At 67.0% G+C, this 13,076-nt stretch carries 17 protein-coding genes; 11 read left to right on the top strand and 6 right to left on the bottom strand.

Annotated elements, in window-relative coordinates; translation table 11 throughout:
* Positions 1-11 precede the first annotated feature (11 nt).
* Positions 12-1,235, top strand: a complete 1,224-nt coding sequence (locus IQ782_RS12940) for a GNAT family N-acetyltransferase (RefSeq protein WP_194135058.1) — start codon at positions 12-14, stop codon at positions 1,233-1,235.
* On the top strand, positions 1,232-1,522 hold the full coding sequence (locus tag IQ782_RS12935) for a 4a-hydroxytetrahydrobiopterin dehydratase (protein WP_194135057.1): 291 nt from the start codon (positions 1,232-1,234) through the stop codon (positions 1,520-1,522). Before IQ782_RS12940 ends, IQ782_RS12935 begins: the two co-directional genes overlap by 4 nt.
* A gap of 185 nt (positions 1,523-1,707) precedes the next feature.
* Here the strand turns inward: IQ782_RS12935 and IQ782_RS12930 are convergent, their stop codons facing one another.
* Positions 1,708-2,196 (bottom strand): peroxiredoxin, encoded by a 489-nt coding sequence (locus IQ782_RS12930; protein ID WP_194135056.1) that lies wholly within the window; start codon positions 2,194-2,196, stop codon positions 1,708-1,710.
* A gap of 82 nt (positions 2,197-2,278) precedes the next feature.
* Here IQ782_RS12930 and IQ782_RS12925 point away from each other — a divergent pair, with 82 nt between their 5' ends.
* From IQ782_RS12925 to plsY, 6 genes are all read left to right on the top strand, one after another.
* Positions 2,279-3,490 carry an NAD(P)/FAD-dependent oxidoreductase gene (locus tag IQ782_RS12925; RefSeq protein WP_194135055.1) on the top strand — a complete coding sequence of 404 codons (1,212 nt, stop codon included), beginning with the start codon at positions 2,279-2,281 and terminating at the stop codon, positions 3,488-3,490.
* Positions 3,487-4,044 (top strand): 16S rRNA (guanine(966)-N(2))-methyltransferase RsmD, encoded by a 558-nt coding sequence (rsmD, locus tag IQ782_RS12920; RefSeq protein ID WP_194135054.1) that lies wholly within the window; start codon positions 3,487-3,489, stop codon positions 4,042-4,044. Before IQ782_RS12925 ends, rsmD begins: the two co-directional genes overlap by 4 nt.
* A gap of 121 nt (positions 4,045-4,165) precedes the next feature.
* Positions 4,166-5,116 carry an aspartate carbamoyltransferase catalytic subunit gene (locus IQ782_RS12915; RefSeq protein ID WP_194135053.1) on the top strand — a complete coding sequence of 317 codons (951 nt, stop codon included), beginning with the start codon at positions 4,166-4,168 and terminating at the stop codon, positions 5,114-5,116.
* Between the two features lie 12 nt (positions 5,117-5,128).
* Positions 5,129-5,677 (top strand): aspartate carbamoyltransferase catalytic subunit, encoded by a 549-nt coding sequence (locus IQ782_RS12910; protein WP_194135052.1) that lies wholly within the window; start codon positions 5,129-5,131, stop codon positions 5,675-5,677.
* Positions 5,678-5,741: 64 nt separating this feature from the next.
* A complete protein-coding gene (gene pyrC / locus IQ782_RS12905; RefSeq protein WP_194135051.1) occupies positions 5,742-7,031 on the top strand; it encodes a dihydroorotase in 1,290 nt (429 codons plus the stop codon).
* Position 7,032: 1 nt separating this feature from the next.
* The gene (plsY, locus tag IQ782_RS12900; RefSeq protein WP_194135050.1) at positions 7,033-7,644 is read left to right on the top strand and encodes a glycerol-3-phosphate 1-O-acyltransferase PlsY; all 612 of its coding nucleotides are present in this window, start codon (positions 7,033-7,035) and stop codon (positions 7,642-7,644) included.
* A 46-nt stretch (positions 7,645-7,690) separates the two neighbouring features.
* Here the strand turns inward: plsY and IQ782_RS12895 are convergent, their stop codons facing one another.
* Positions 7,691-8,290, bottom strand: coding sequence for a 2-hydroxychromene-2-carboxylate isomerase (locus IQ782_RS12895; RefSeq protein WP_194135049.1), 600 nt, complete (start codon positions 8,288-8,290; stop codon positions 7,691-7,693).
* 102 nt (positions 8,291-8,392) lie between these two features.
* Between IQ782_RS12895 and IQ782_RS12890 the strand changes: the two genes are divergently transcribed.
* The 3 genes from IQ782_RS12890 to IQ782_RS12880 all read left to right on the top strand — a co-directional run bounded on the left by IQ782_RS12890 (position 8,393) and on the right by IQ782_RS12880 (position 10,197).
* Positions 8,393-9,403 carry a ribose-phosphate pyrophosphokinase gene (locus IQ782_RS12890; protein ID WP_194135048.1) on the top strand — a complete coding sequence of 337 codons (1,011 nt, stop codon included), beginning with the start codon at positions 8,393-8,395 and terminating at the stop codon, positions 9,401-9,403.
* The gene (locus IQ782_RS12885) at positions 9,403-9,861 is read left to right on the top strand and encodes a GNAT family N-acetyltransferase (RefSeq protein ID WP_194135047.1); all 459 of its coding nucleotides are present in this window, start codon (positions 9,403-9,405) and stop codon (positions 9,859-9,861) included. The genes IQ782_RS12890 and IQ782_RS12885 overlap by 1 nt, the downstream gene beginning before the upstream one ends.
* Before the next feature lie 120 nt (positions 9,862-9,981).
* The gene (locus IQ782_RS12880; protein WP_194135046.1) at positions 9,982-10,197 is read left to right on the top strand and encodes a DUF1127 domain-containing protein; all 216 of its coding nucleotides are present in this window, start codon (positions 9,982-9,984) and stop codon (positions 10,195-10,197) included.
* A 23-nt stretch (positions 10,198-10,220) separates the two neighbouring features.
* Here IQ782_RS12880 and IQ782_RS12875 read toward each other — a convergent pair whose 3' ends face one another.
* The 4 genes from IQ782_RS12875 to atpD all read right to left on the bottom strand — a co-directional run bounded on the left by IQ782_RS12875 (position 10,221) and on the right by atpD (position 13,071).
* Positions 10,221-10,571, bottom strand: coding sequence for an H-type lectin domain-containing protein (locus tag IQ782_RS12875; protein WP_194135045.1), 351 nt, complete (start codon positions 10,569-10,571; stop codon positions 10,221-10,223).
* A gap of 91 nt (positions 10,572-10,662) precedes the next feature.
* A complete protein-coding gene (locus IQ782_RS12870; RefSeq protein ID WP_194135044.1) occupies positions 10,663-11,028 on the bottom strand; it encodes a VOC family protein in 366 nt (121 codons plus the stop codon).
* Positions 11,029-11,159: 131 nt separating this feature from the next.
* Positions 11,160-11,603: a F0F1 ATP synthase subunit epsilon gene (locus IQ782_RS12865; protein ID WP_092427926.1), complete on the bottom strand. Its 444-nt coding sequence runs from the start codon at positions 11,601-11,603 to the stop codon at positions 11,160-11,162.
* 43 nt (positions 11,604-11,646) lie between these two features.
* On the bottom strand, positions 11,647-13,071 hold the full coding sequence (gene atpD / locus IQ782_RS12860; protein ID WP_194135043.1) for a F0F1 ATP synthase subunit beta: 1,425 nt from the start codon (positions 13,069-13,071) through the stop codon (positions 11,647-11,649).
* Between the last annotated feature and the right edge of the window lie 5 nt (positions 13,072-13,076).

Here is a 13,076-nt window from a genome sequence, read left to right as displayed (position 1 = left end):
GAGATCCTCGCATGACCGATCAGAGCCCCAGCCCGACCTCCGAGCCGCCCTCGGGCGACACCATCGCGATCACCGTGCTGACCACGCTGGAGCAGGTCTCCGAAAGCGACTGGGATGCCTGCGCCTGCCCCGAGGCGGCGCAGGGCGGGCGGCCCGACGATCCCTTCACCACCTGGCGATTCCTGCGCGCGCTCGAGCGCTCCGGCTCCGTCGGGCGCGGCACCGGCTGGGACCCGCGCTACCTGGTGGCGGAAAAGGCAGGACGGATCATCGCGGTCGCGCCGCTCTACGCCAAGGGCCACAGCCAGGGCGAATACATCTTCGACCACAGCTTCGCCCATGCCTACGAGCAGGCCGGTGGGCGCTACTACCCCAAACTGCAGATCGCCGTGCCCTTTACCCCTGCCACAGGGCGGCGTTTTCTTACCCGCCCCGGCCACGAGGCCGAGGGCATGATGGCGCTGGTACAGGGGGCGGTGCAACTCACCGCCGAGAACGATCTCAGCTCGCTGCACGTCACCTTCTGCACCGAGGGCGAGGCCATCGCCGGCGAGCGCATGGGGCTGCTCCGCCGCGTCACCCAGCAGTTCCACTGGCTGAACCGGGGCTACGCGGATTTCGACGGCTTCCTCGCCGATCTCAGCTCGCGCAAGCGCAAGGCGATCCGCAAGGAGCGGGCGCGGGCGCAGGAGTTCGGCGGCACGATCCTGATGCTCACCGGCGCTGAGATCGAGCCCGAGCACTGGGATGCCTTCTGGACCTTCTACCAGGACACCGGCAGCCGCAAATGGGGAACCCCCTACCTCACCCGCGCCTTCTTCGAGGAGATCCACGCGACGATGCGTGACGACGTGGCCCTGGTGATCTGCGAGCGCGCGGGGCAACCCGTCGCCGGGGCGCTCAACTTCATTGGCCGCGACGCGCTCTTTGGCCGCTACTGGGGCTGCATCGAGGATCATCCCTGCCTGCATTTCGAGGCGTGCTACTATCAGGCGATCGACTTCGCCATCGCGCGGGATCTGTCGCGGGTCGAGGCCGGGGCACAGGGCGAGCACAAGCTGGCGCGCGGATACCTGCCGAGCCTGACGCATTCGCTGCATTGGTTCCCCGACAAGGGCTTTGCCCGCGCCGTGGCGCACTATCTGGAGGCGGAGGCACGGGCCGTGGACGAGGACATCGAGGTGCTCACCGCCTACGGGCCGTTCCGGAAAGACCACGGGAAGGACACCCAATGACCGAAAAGCTCTCCGACACCGGCCGCGAAACGATGCTGGCACCGCTGTTCGAAAACGGCTGGGAGCTGAATGCCGCAGAGGACACGCTCTGCAAGACTTTCGAATTCGCCGATTTCACCGAGGCCTTCGCCTGGATGACCCGAGCGGCGCTCTGGGCCGAGAAATGGAACCACCACCCCGACTGGCGCAATGTCTACAAGACGGTGGAGGTCAGGCTCACCACTCATGACGTGGGCGGGCTCAGCGCGCTCGACGCCAAGCTCGCGCGCAAGCTCGACGCGCTCTGAGCCACCCGGGAAGGGTCCAGGGAGAGGGGCCTGCCGCGGTGCCTCTCTCCCCTCTCTCCCGCGCGCGCCGGTGGCGAGGTCGCGCCATGCGTATTTGGAAAGAGAAGAAGCGCATGTCCGTCCTTCTTCTCTTTCCAAATACGCACAACCGGCGGCGCCATCCGCGCCGCCGGTCGCCGTTTCGCTCAGATCGCCGCCAGCAGCGCCTCGCCGCCCGAGATCTCGCAGGTGCCGCGGCCTGTCTCCTCGTGGAACACCGACACCGTGCCATCCTCGACATACATCGCGTAACGCTTCGAGCGGCGGATGAGCCCGGCCGGCTCGGCGCTGAATTCCATGCCGATGGCGGCGGTGAAGGCGCACTCGGGGTCGGCCAGCATCGTCAGCCCGGCCTCGGTGGCACCGGTGGCCTCGCCCCAGGCTTTCATGACGAAGGGATCGTTGACCGAGATGCAGATGATCTCGTCCACGCCCTTGGCGTCGAAGCCTGCCTTGGTGCGCATGAAGCTCGGGACATGCGCGGAGGAACAGGTCGGGGTGAAGGCGCCGGGCAGCGCGAAGATCACCACCTTGCGGCCCGACAGCGTCTCTCCGAGCGACACCTGTTCGGGGCCGGCCTCGCCCAGTTTCAGCAAGGTTGCCTCGGGCAGCCGGTCTCCAGCGGATATCGCCATGCAGTTTCTCCATCATTTGCGTTTCCGACACAGCGAGATATAGGTTTCGCTGAAATCACGGGAAAGCGGAAAGAGGACGGCGATGGGGCATGTTGTTGTGATCGGCGCGGGACAGGCGGCCGCCTCGCTGGTGGCCCGCCTGCGGACCAAAGGGTTCGACGGCGAGATCACCGTGATCGGCAACGAGGCCGAACCGCCCTACCAACGTCCGCCGCTGTCCAAGGCCTACCTGCTGGGCGAGATGGAGAAAGAGCGTCTCTACCTGCGCCCGCGCGCCTATTACGACGAACAGAAGATCACGCTGATGCTGGGCGAACCCGCCCTTTCGGTCGACACCGGGGCGCGGCAGGTGATCGCCGGGGGCCGCGAGATCGCCTATGACGAGCTGGTGTTCTGCACCGGCTCGGCCCCGCGCCGCCTGCCCGCCGCGATCGGCGGCGATCTCGACGGGGTCTGCGTGGTGCGCGGACTCGCCGATGTCGAAGCCATGCGGCCCCGATTTGCAGAAGGGGCACGCGTGCTGATCGTTGGTGGCGGCTATATCGGGCTCGAAGCCGCGGCTGTTGCGCGCAAGCTGGGGCTCGAGGTCACGCTGGTCGAGATGGCCGAGCGCATCCTGCAGCGCGTCGCCGCGCCCGAAACCTCGGACTGGTTCCGCGCCTTGCACAAGGGCCATGGCGTCGACCTTCGCGAGGGCGTGGGGCTTGGCAAGCTGGTTGGCGAGGGCGGCAGGGTCATCGCGGCGGAGCTGACCGACGGCACCACCCTGCCCGCCGATTTCGTCATCGTCGGCGTCGGCATCCTGCCCGAGACCTCGGTCGCCGAGGCGGCGGGCATCGCCATCGAGAACGGCATCCGCACCGATGCCCTGGGCCGCTGCTCGGTGCCGCATGTCTGGGCGGCCGGGGACTGCGCCTCCTTCCCGCTCGGCGGCGGGCAGGCGCGGCTGGAGAGCGTCGGCAATGCCATCGACCAGGCCGAGGCAGTGGCGGACAACATCATGGGTGCCGAGGCACCCTACCTGCCCAGGCCGTGGTTCTGGTCGGACCAGTTCGACGTGAAGCTGCAGATCGCCGGGCTCAACGCGGGCTACGACCGCGTCGTGCGGCGCGGCACAGGCGAGGGGCCGGTGTCGCATTGGTATTACCGCGAGGGCCAGCTCATCGCCCTCGATGCGATGAACGATCCGCGCGCCTACATGGTTGGCAAGCGGCTGATCGAGGCTGGCAAGAGCGCCGATCCCGAGGTGATTGCCGACGCAGCCAGCGACCTCAAGGCGCTTTTGAAGGCATGAGGATCATCGCCGGAGACTGGCGCGGCCGCGCGCTCACCGCCGTCGGCAAGGGCGATCCCGGCGCGCATCTGCGCCCGACCACCGACCGCGTGCGGGAGAGCCTGTTCAACATGCTCGGCGGCGGCCGCTTCGGCGAACCCTTCGACGGGGCCGTGGTGCTCGATCTCTTCGCCGGGACCGGCGCGCTGGGGTTCGAGGCGCTGTCGCGCGGCGCTGTCTCTGCCACCTTCGTCGATGACGGGCGCGTGGCACAGAAGCTGATCAAGCAGAACATCCGCCTGCTCGGCTGCGAAGATCGCACCCGGACGCTCGCCTGCAACGCGACCCGGTTGCCCCCCGCCGAAGCGCCCGCGACGCTGGTCTTCCTCGATCCGCCCTACGGGCTGAACCTCGGCACCAAGGCGCTGGAGGCCGGACGCGCGCAGGGTTGGCTCGCCCCCAAGGCGCTGATCGTCTGGGAGGAGAGCGGCCCGCAGGAGGCTCCCGAGGGCTTCACCGCCCTCGACAGCCGCCGTTACGGCGACACAACGGTGACTCTGCTTGAGGCCCCCTGAGCGCGCCATCCGCATCCACATCCGCCGGCATGCGAGGGCGGGCATTCGCCGCAGTGTCGCGACCACTTGTCGCGCGGGCCCCGCGTTTCTATAACCGCGGCAACTTCAGGGGAGCAGTTCCATGCGTTTCGACCAGCGCCACCTTCTGGGCATCGAGCCCCTTCGTCCGGACGAAATCACCACGCTGCTCGATCTCGCCGACCGCTACGTGACCCTGTCGCGCCAGCGCGAGAAGCACGCCAGCGCCTTGGCCGGGCTCACCCAGATCAACATGTTCTTCGAGAACTCCACCCGCACGCAGTCCAGTTTCGAACTGGCCGGCAAGCGGCTCGGGGCCGATGTGATGAACATGTCGATGCAGGCGAGCTCGATCAAGAAGGGCGAGACGCTGATCGACACGGCGCTGACGCTGAACGCCATGCACCCCGACCTGCTGGTCGTGCGTCACCCGCATTCCGGCGCGGTGGACCTCTTGGCGCAGAAGGTGAACTGCGCGGTGATCAACGCCGGTGACGGCAAGCACGAGCACCCGACGCAGGCGCTGCTGGATGCGCAGACCATCCGCCGCGCCAAGGGCCGGCTGCACCGGCTCAACATCGCGATCTGCGGCGACATCGCGCATTCGCGGGTGGCGCGCTCGAACCTGCTGCTGCTGCACAAGATGGAGAACCGCATCCGCCTCGTCGGCCCGTCGACGCTGATGCCCTCGGGCATCGCCGACTTCGGTGCCGAGGTCTACGACGACATGGCCGAGGGGCTGAAGGACGTCGACGTGGTGATGATGCTGCGGCTCCAGAAGGAGCGCATGGACGGCGGTTTCATCCCGTCGGAACGCGAGTACTACCACCGCTGGGGGCTGGACGCCGAGAAGCTCGCCCATGCCAAGCCCGACGCCATCGTCATGCACCCCGGCCCGATGAACCGCGGCGTCGAGATCGACGGCACCATCGCCGACGACATCAACCGCTCGGTGATCCAAGAGCAGGTCGAGATGGGCGTGGCCGTACGCATGGCCGCCATGGACCTGCTCGCCCGGAACCTGCGGGCCCGGCCCACCGAGCTGGCGGTCTGAGCGGGGCGCGTCATGACCAGGATGCACATCAACGGCTCGATAGATGGCGAGGTTCGCCTCTTTCACCTCGACCTGCCCCCCGAGGCGGTCGAGCGGTTCACCACGCAGGCCGGCACCGGGGAGTTCCCGCTGCAGTACGCGCTTGGCGCGCGCAAGCTGCGGGCCTCGCGGATCGACGTGGTCTCGATCCGCGATCTGGGAGAAATGCCGCTCTCGACCTATCTCGCCGAGGCCTACCAAGTCGGCGACGAGGATTTTCGCCAGATGAGGCCGCGGATCGACGCTCTGAAGGGCCACGTGGTGGTCCTGCCGAGCGCCGCCTTCGATCACACCTCGCAGGACCTGACCATCTCGACCCCGCTGCGCTGGATTGGCACCTTCAAGGAAGCCGAGGGCGCGGGTGCCCGCGCCGGCAAGCTGCGCAGCGCCGCCGCCCGCGGCAGCATGGATCGCCCCGCGCCCGGCGAGGACGCGCCGCGCAGCCGTGCGCTGACCTATGCCCTGCTCGGGCTGGGTGTGCTGGTGCTGCTGGTGCTTTTCGCCTTCTTCAGGGCCGCATGATGCGCCCCTCCGCCGCCCTGAACATGACCCCGCCCCCCATGATTGCGCCCCCCGGAGGCACCGAATGAAAGACACGCTGCTCTACAACGCCCGGCTGATCGACCCCGAGGCCGGGACCGTCTCGGAAGGCGCGCTGCTGCTCTCGGGTGGCCGGATCAAGGCCATTGTGACCTCGGCCGACGAGATCGCCACGCTGCAGGGCCAGACCGAGGCGCGGGACCTGAACGGCGCGCATGTCGCACCCGGGATCGTCGATCTCGGCGTCAAGGTCGGCGAGCCGGGCGAGCGCCACAAGGAAAGCTTCAAGACCGCCGGGATGGCCGCCGCCGCCGGGGGCGTGACCACCATGGTCACCCGCCCCGACACCTCGCCGGCCATCGACACCCCCGAGGTGCTGGAGTTCATCCGCCGCCGCGCCAACGAGACCGCGCCGGTCAACGTACTGCCCATGGCCGCGCTGACCAAGGGCCGCGAGGGCCGCGAGATGACCGAGCTCGGCTTCCTGCTCGACGCCGGGGCCGTGGCCTTCACCGATTGCGACCGCGTGGTCACCGACACCAAGGTGCTGTCGCGCGCCATGGGCTACGCCCGCTCGCTCGGCGCGCTGGTCATGGGCCACCCGCAGGAGCCGATCCTGTCGAAAGGCGCCGCGGCCAGTTCGGGCAAGTTCGCGAGCTTGCGCGGCCTGCCCGCCGTCTCGCCGATGGCCGAGCGCATGGGGCTCGACCGCGACATCGCGCTCGTCGAGATGACCGGGGTCAGCTACCACGCCGACCAGATCACCACCGCCCGCGCCCTGCCGGCGCTGGAGCGTGCCAAGAACAACGGCTTCGACGTGACGGCGGGCATCTCGATGCACCATCTGACGCTGAACGAGATGGACGTTGCCGATTACCGCACCTTCTTCAAGGTCAAGCCGCCCCTGCGCTCCGAGGACGACCGGCAGGCGGTGCTGGAGGCACTGCGGACCGGTCTGATCGACGTCATCGGCTCGTTCCACACGCCGCAGGACGAAGAGTCGAAGCGCCTGCCCTTCGAGGAGGCCGCCTCGGGCGCGGTGGGTCTCGAGACCATGCTGCCGGTGCTGCTGCGGCTCTACCACGCGGGAGAGGTCGATCTGCCGACACTGTTCCGCGGGTTGTCGCTGAACCCGGCGAAAAGGCTTGGACTGGACTGCGGCCGCCTGAGCGCGGGCGCGCCCGCCGACCTGGTGATCTTCGACGCCGACAAGCCTTTCATCCTCGACCGCTTCAAGCTGCAGTCGAAATCCAAGAATACCCCCTTTGACGGGGCGCGGCTGCAAGGCAAGGTGCTGCAGACCCTCGTCGCCGGAACCCCTGTCTGGAGCGCCTGACATGCTGCCCGAGATCACCTCATCGGTTGCCGTGCTGATCCTCTGGGCGGCGCTCGGCTACCTGCTCGGCTCGATTCCCTTCGGCCTGCTGCTGACCCGCGCGATGAACCTCGGCGACCTGCGCTCGATCGGCTCGGGCAATATCGGCGCGACCAACGTGCTGCGCACCGGCAACAAGGCGGCGGCGGCAGGCACGCTGATCCTTGACGGAGGCAAGGGCGCGGTGGCGGTGCTGCTGGCGCGCTGGCTGGCGGGCGAGGATGCCGCGCAGCTGGCGGGTCTCGCGGCCTTCCTCGGGCATTGCTACCCGGTCTGGCTGAAGTTCAAAGGCGGCAAGGGCGTGGCGACCTTCATCGGCCTCATCCTCGCGCTGCACTGGCCGGTGGGGCTGATCACCTGCGCCAGCTGGCTCGCCGCGGCGGCCATGTCGCGCATCTCGTCGCTGGGCGCTCTGGTGGCGGCGCTGCTGTCGTCGCTCTGGATGGTGCTCTTCGGGCAGATCGAGATGACCGCGCTGACGCTGGTGCTGACGGTGCTGATCTTCTGGCGTCACCGCGAGAACATCGACCGCATCCGCAAGGGCACCGAGTCGAAAATCGGCCAGAAGGGCTGACCTTCCCGAGCATGGCACGGCCCGGCAGAGCGCCGGGCCGCCCCTTTCAGAGCTTTCCGCTCAGATGCAGGTCGAGATCCTCGAGCCGGTCCTGCCCCCAGAATTTCTCCCCTTCCGCGGTGATCCAGAAGGGCGAGCCGAAGACCCCGGCGCCCACGGCCTCTTCGAGGTTGGCGGCATAGGTTTCGGCTCCGACCAGCAGGCCGCTGTCAGCCAGCGACGGGTCGAAGCCATTCCCTTCCAGCGCCGCCTTGATCACCGCATCCTCGGCGATGTCCTTTTCCTCGGCCCAGCAGTTCCGCAGCAGCGTGTGGATCAATCCACCGACGTCGCCTCCCCCGGCCTTCGACGCAGCGATGATCGCATAGGACGAGGGCGCGGCATTGGTCGGCCAGTACATCGGCTTGAGGTTCAGCGGCAGCCCGGCCTTCTTCGCCTGCCGCGGCAGGTCCACGTTGCGGTAATCGATCCGCGACGGGTGGCGCTGGCCCAGCGGCGCGCCGCCGGTGCGCGGGAAGAGCGCCATGATGTCGAAGGGCTTGTAGACCACCTCAGCGCCATGCTTTGCCGCCACCTCCTCGAACCGAGGCCCGGCGAGGTAGGCAAAGGGCGACAACATCGAAAAATAGTACTGGATTTGTGCCATGGGGTCACATGCCCTTCCGTGTATCTTTGCCCCACGCTAACTGCGTGTTAAGGCGACCGCAACGTCACGAATCTGTCATTCCGTAACGCCGGAGCCTCCCAAATGCCCACCGTCATCGAACCCAAGCTCATCGCGGGTAATGCCAACAAGCCGCTCGCGAACGCCATCGCACGGCGCATGTCGCTCTACCGCGGCGGCGCGGTCGGGCTCGTCGATGCCCGCGTCGAGCGGTTCAACGACCAGGAGATCTTCGTCGAGGTCTACGAGAACGTCCGCGGCGAGGACATGTACATCCTCCAGCCGACCTCGAACCCGGCGAACGACAACCTGATGGAGCTGCTGATCATGGCCGACGCGCTGCGCCGTTCCTCGGCCGCGCGCATCACCGCCGTGATCCCCTACTTCGGCTACGCCCGCCAGGACCGCCGCACCAAGGCGCGCACCCCGATCACCGCCAAGCTGGTCGCCAACATGATTCACGAGGCCGGCATCGAGCGGGTGCTGACCATGGACCTGCACGCAGCGCAGATCCAGGGCTTCTTCGACATCCCGGTGGACAACCTCTACGCCTCGCCGATCTTCGCACTCGATATCCAGCAGCAGTTCAAGGACTCGCTGCAGGACGTCATGGTCATCTCGCCGGACGTCGGCGGCGTGGCCCGTGCCCGCGAACTGGCCAAGCGGATCAACGCCCCGCTCGCCATCGTCGACAAGCGCCGCGAGAAGCCGGGCGAGATCGCCGAGATGACGGTGATCGGTGACGTCACCGGCAAGAAGTGCATCATCGTCGACGACATCTGCGACACCGCGGGCACGCTCTGCAAGGCCGCCGAGGTGCTGATGGACCACGGCGCCACCGAGGTGCACGCCTACATCACCCACGGCGTCCTGTCCGGCCCGGCCGTCGAGCGTGTCACCAAGTCGGTGATGAAGTCGCTGGTGATCACCGACTCGATCGCGGCAACCGATGCCGTCGCAGGGGCACCGAACATCCGCATCCTGCCGACCGCGCCGATCTTCGCGCAGGCGATCCTGAACATCTGGAACGGCACCTCGGTCTCGTCGCTGTTCGAGACCGAAGTGCTCGGCCCGATCTACGAAGGCATCCTCTGATGTCTGCGCGCCCGCCGCTGATCCGGCGGGCGCATCCCGCCGACCTCGGCCAGATCGAAGCGATCGTCGAGGCGGCCTATTCCCCCTACATCCCGCGCATGGGCCAAAAGCCCGGCCCGATGCTCGACGACTATGCGGCGCTCATCGCCGCGGAGCGTGTCCACGTGGCCGAGATTGACGGCGAGGTCGTCGCCTTGCTGGTGCTTCTGCCGCAGCAGGACGCGATGTTGCTCGACAACATCGCCGTCTCGCCTCGTGCACAGGGCAAAGGGCTCGGGCGAGCGTTGATGGACCTCGCCGAGGCAGAGGCGCGCGCCGCCGGTTTCGACCGAATCCGCCTCTACACCAACCTGCTGATGACCGAGAATCTCGTGCTCTACCCCCGGCTCGGCTACCGCGAGGCCCTCCGGGTGCGGGAAAAGGGCTTCGACCGGGTCTATTTCGAAAAGCCTATCTAGGCCCGCCACCACGGTTTTTCGCCGTCATGCAAGCCCTGCATTGCGGGGTTCTCCTCACGTCGCTTGTGAGTTCGCCCGGAAATCACGATGTGAGCGGCATCCCGAACACAGGAGGCCATCATGGCAACGACGGACATCCACAGTCTTCCGACCACTTCCGACCGCGGCGGCCTCGGCCGCATGATCGCGCGTTTCAAGATCGCCCGCTCGCGCCGCGCCGAATATCACCGCGTGGTGCGCGAACTCGACGCATACAGCGACCGCGAACTGGCCGACATCGGTTTCCACCGCACCAACATCCGCGACATCGCCTGGCAAGCCGCCTACGGCCGCTGAGGCCATAGCACCCCAGCGAAGGGCTAGTCGATGAGCCAGTCATCCTCGCCCCGCACCTCTCCGATTGCCATCCAAGACAGACGCACGCGCGCCACGCGCGTGTCGGACCATGTGCGGAACACCATGTCGAACCCTGTCTCCGAGACATTCTCGGCCCCGAGGTCGGCACGGATGTTCCCGCCATTGTCGATATCCCAGAGCGACAGCACGACCTGAACATTCGGCGGGCTGGCGAAGGGCTCGGCGAAACTGATATGACGCCTGCGCTCACGGTCCCCCGAGCCGGTCCACATGGTGCCGCCGCTCTCGAATTCCGAAAACAGGTCCTCGTTCCCCTGGTCGATGCCGACCCAGGCGCCGCGCAGTTTCCGCATCAGGTCTTCCTTCTTCACCTGGCGCGCAGTTTTGTGCAACTCGGGTGCGAAGGAAACGGGAAATTACCCATAAAGCGCAGGATCTTGCCGGTCAGTCGTCCGGCGTGCAGACGCGGATGCGGTGGCCATCGGGATCGCGGGCGACGAAGGTCCGGCCAAAGACCGCATCGATCGGCGCCTGCTCGATTTCGACCCCCATGGCCCGCCAGACCTCGTGCAGGCGCTCCACCTCGGCATCGTCCGGGACCATGAAGGCCAGCTCGGACCGGTGGCCGCTGCCGCCCGAGACGAAATCCTTCGCCGATTCCGACCAGAGCCCCAGCGACAGGCCGCTTTCGAAAGCGAAGGCGGCGTAGGTGGGAAAGACCGCCTCGGGCGGGGTTTCGAGCAGGCGTTCGTAGAAGGCCGCGCTGGCCACCGGGTCGGCGACGTAGAAGAGAATGAGATTGGGGGTCATGACAGGCTCCTGGATCTTGCTGCACCCTGTCTACCAGCTGATCCCGCCAGGAACTGGCAGCAGCGCCCCTCCCCCCGGAAAGGCAAAAGGCCCCGCTTGCGCGGGGCCTTTGCATGTCTCGAACGCCAGGCTCAGTAGTTGAGGTTGGCCGCTTTCGGGTCGAGCCCGATATGCGTGCCCACCGCCACCATGTCCTGAAGCAGCTTGGCTGCCTCGTCCACGGGGCCCGGCTCGTTCTCGGGAGCAGCTTCCTTCGCGGCCTTGTAGGCCATGACAGCTTCTTCCACGAGCGCGTCGTAGGTCGCCTGGTCCATGTCGCCATGCGGCACGGCCTTCTCGGCCAGCACGCTGACCGACTGGCCGATCTCGGCGAAGCCGCCGGTGACGACGAACTCCTGGGTGCCGGTCTCGGTCTCGACCTTGAGGATGCCCGGACGCAGCGTGGTGATCATCGGCGCGTGGTTGGGCATCGCCGTCAGATCGCCCTCGGTGCCCGGAATCTGCACTGCCGTGACGGCAGCCGACATCAGGTTGCGCTCGGGGCTCACCAGGTCGAATTGCATCGTTTCAGCCATTTGGGCCTCCGGTTACTGGGGGGCGCGAGGCCCCCCGCTGGTCTCAGGCCGCGTCTGCAGCCATTTTCTCGGCCTTCGCGAGCACTTCGTCGATGCCGCCGACCATGTAGAAGGCGCCCTCGGGCAGGTGGTCGTACTCACCGTTCACCACGGCCTTGAAGGACGAGATGGTGTCCTCGAGCGGAACCTGCACACCGTCGGAGCCGGTGAACACCTTCGCAACGTCGAACGGCTGCGAGAGGAAACGCTGGATCTTCCGGGCGCGGGCCACGGTCAGCTTGTCCTCTTCCGACAGTTCGTCCATGCCGAGGATCGCGATGATGTCCTGCAGCGACTTGTAGCGCTGGAGGATACCCTGCACGGCGAAGGCCACGTCGTAGTGTTCCTGGCCGACAACGGCCGGGTCCATCAGACGCGACGAGCTGTCGAGCGGGTCCACGGCGGGGTAGATGCCGAGTTCCGAGATGGCACGGTTGAGAACCGTCGTCGCGTCGAGGTGCGCGAAGGTCGTCGCCGGTGCCGGGTCGGTAAGGTCGTCCGCGGGAACGTAGACGGCCTGGATCGAGGTGATCGAGCCGTTCTTGGTCGAGGTGATGCGTTCCTGCATCGCGCCCATGTCGGTCGCCAGCGTCGGCTGGTAGCCCACTGCGGACGGGATACGGCCGAGAAGTGCGGACACTTCCGAGCCTGCCTGCGTGAAGCGGAAGATGTTGTCGACGAAGAACAGAACGTCGGTGCCGGACTGGTCACGGAACTGCTCGGCCAGGGTCAGGCCGGTCAGGGCGACGCGGGCACGGGCTCCCGGCGGTTCGTTCATCTGGCCGTAGACCAGCGCCACCTGCGATTCCTCGAGGTTGTCGGGCTTGATCACGTTGGATTCGATCATCTCGTGGTAGAGGTCGTTGCCTTCACGGGTCCGCTCGCCAACACCGGCAAACACGGAGTAGCCCGAGTGCACCTTTGCGATGTTGTTGATCAGTTCCATGATGAGAACGGTCTTGCCCACGCCGGCGCCGCCGAACAGGCCGATCTTGCCGCCCTTGGAGTAGGGGGCCAGCAGGTCGATGACCTTGATGCCGGTGACCAGGATTTCCGACTCGGTCGACTGTTCGTCGAACTTCGGAGCGGGCTGGTGGATCGAACGGGTCTCGGTTGCGTTGACCGGGCCCTTTTCATCGACGGGCTCGCCGACGACGTTCAGGATACGGCCGAGGGTCGCATTGCCGACCGGCACCGAGATCGGGCCGCCGGTGTCTTCCACGGCCTGGCCGCGGACGAGACCTTCGGTCGCGTCCATGGCGATGGTGCGAACGGTGTTCTCACCCAGGTGCTGGGCGACTTCAAGAACCAGTTTCTTGCCGTCGTTTTCGGTGGTCAGCGCGTTCAGGATCTCGGGCAGGTGGTCGTCGAACTTCACGTCGACCACGGCGCCGATGACCTGGGTCACTTTGCCTTTTGCGTTTGCCATTTATC

Origin of the sequence: Salipiger mangrovisoli, assembly GCF_015223355.1 — a bacterium.
Classification (GTDB): Bacteria; Pseudomonadota; Alphaproteobacteria; order Rhodobacterales; family Rhodobacteraceae; genus Salipiger; species Salipiger mangrovisoli.
The sequence above is the reverse complement of the archived record's forward strand: the minus strand, read 5'-3'. Positions and strand labels throughout refer to the sequence as shown.

What these genes read in the sequence shown, in the direction of transcription:
- IQ782_RS12940 (WP_194135058.1), top strand. Translation starts at nt 12, where the DNA reads ATGACCGATCAGAGCCCCAGCCCGACCTCCGAGCCGCCCTCGGGCGAC.
- IQ782_RS12935 (WP_194135057.1), top strand. Translation starts at nt 1,232, where the DNA reads ATGACCGAAAAGCTCTCCGACACCGGCCGCGAAACGATGCTGGCACCG.
- IQ782_RS12930 (WP_194135056.1), bottom strand. Translation starts at nt 2,196, where the DNA reads ATGGCGATATCCGCTGGAGACCGGCTGCCCGAGGCAACCTTGCTGAAA.
- IQ782_RS12925 (WP_194135055.1), top strand. Translation starts at nt 2,279, where the DNA reads ATGGGGCATGTTGTTGTGATCGGCGCGGGACAGGCGGCCGCCTCGCTG.
- rsmD (WP_194135054.1), top strand. Translation starts at nt 3,487, where the DNA reads ATGAGGATCATCGCCGGAGACTGGCGCGGCCGCGCGCTCACCGCCGTC.
- IQ782_RS12915 (WP_194135053.1), top strand. Translation starts at nt 4,166, where the DNA reads ATGCGTTTCGACCAGCGCCACCTTCTGGGCATCGAGCCCCTTCGTCCG.
- IQ782_RS12910 (WP_194135052.1), top strand. Translation starts at nt 5,129, where the DNA reads ATGACCAGGATGCACATCAACGGCTCGATAGATGGCGAGGTTCGCCTC.
- pyrC (WP_194135051.1), top strand. Translation starts at nt 5,742, where the DNA reads ATGAAAGACACGCTGCTCTACAACGCCCGGCTGATCGACCCCGAGGCC.
- plsY (WP_194135050.1), top strand. Translation starts at nt 7,033, where the DNA reads ATGCTGCCCGAGATCACCTCATCGGTTGCCGTGCTGATCCTCTGGGCG.
- IQ782_RS12895 (WP_194135049.1), bottom strand. Translation starts at nt 8,290, where the DNA reads ATGGCACAAATCCAGTACTATTTTTCGATGTTGTCGCCCTTTGCCTAC.
- IQ782_RS12890 (WP_194135048.1), top strand. Translation starts at nt 8,393, where the DNA reads ATGCCCACCGTCATCGAACCCAAGCTCATCGCGGGTAATGCCAACAAG.
- IQ782_RS12885 (WP_194135047.1), top strand. Translation starts at nt 9,403, where the DNA reads ATGTCTGCGCGCCCGCCGCTGATCCGGCGGGCGCATCCCGCCGACCTC.
- IQ782_RS12880 (WP_194135046.1), top strand. Translation starts at nt 9,982, where the DNA reads ATGGCAACGACGGACATCCACAGTCTTCCGACCACTTCCGACCGCGGC.
- IQ782_RS12875 (WP_194135045.1), bottom strand. Translation starts at nt 10,571, where the DNA reads ATGCGGAAACTGCGCGGCGCCTGGGTCGGCATCGACCAGGGGAACGAG.
- IQ782_RS12870 (WP_194135044.1), bottom strand. Translation starts at nt 11,028, where the DNA reads ATGACCCCCAATCTCATTCTCTTCTACGTCGCCGACCCGGTGGCCAGC.
- IQ782_RS12865 (WP_092427926.1), bottom strand. Translation starts at nt 11,603, where the DNA reads ATGGCTGAAACGATGCAATTCGACCTGGTGAGCCCCGAGCGCAACCTG.
- atpD (WP_194135043.1), bottom strand. Translation starts at nt 13,071, where the DNA reads ATGGCAAACGCAAAAGGCAAAGTGACCCAGGTCATCGGCGCCGTGGTC.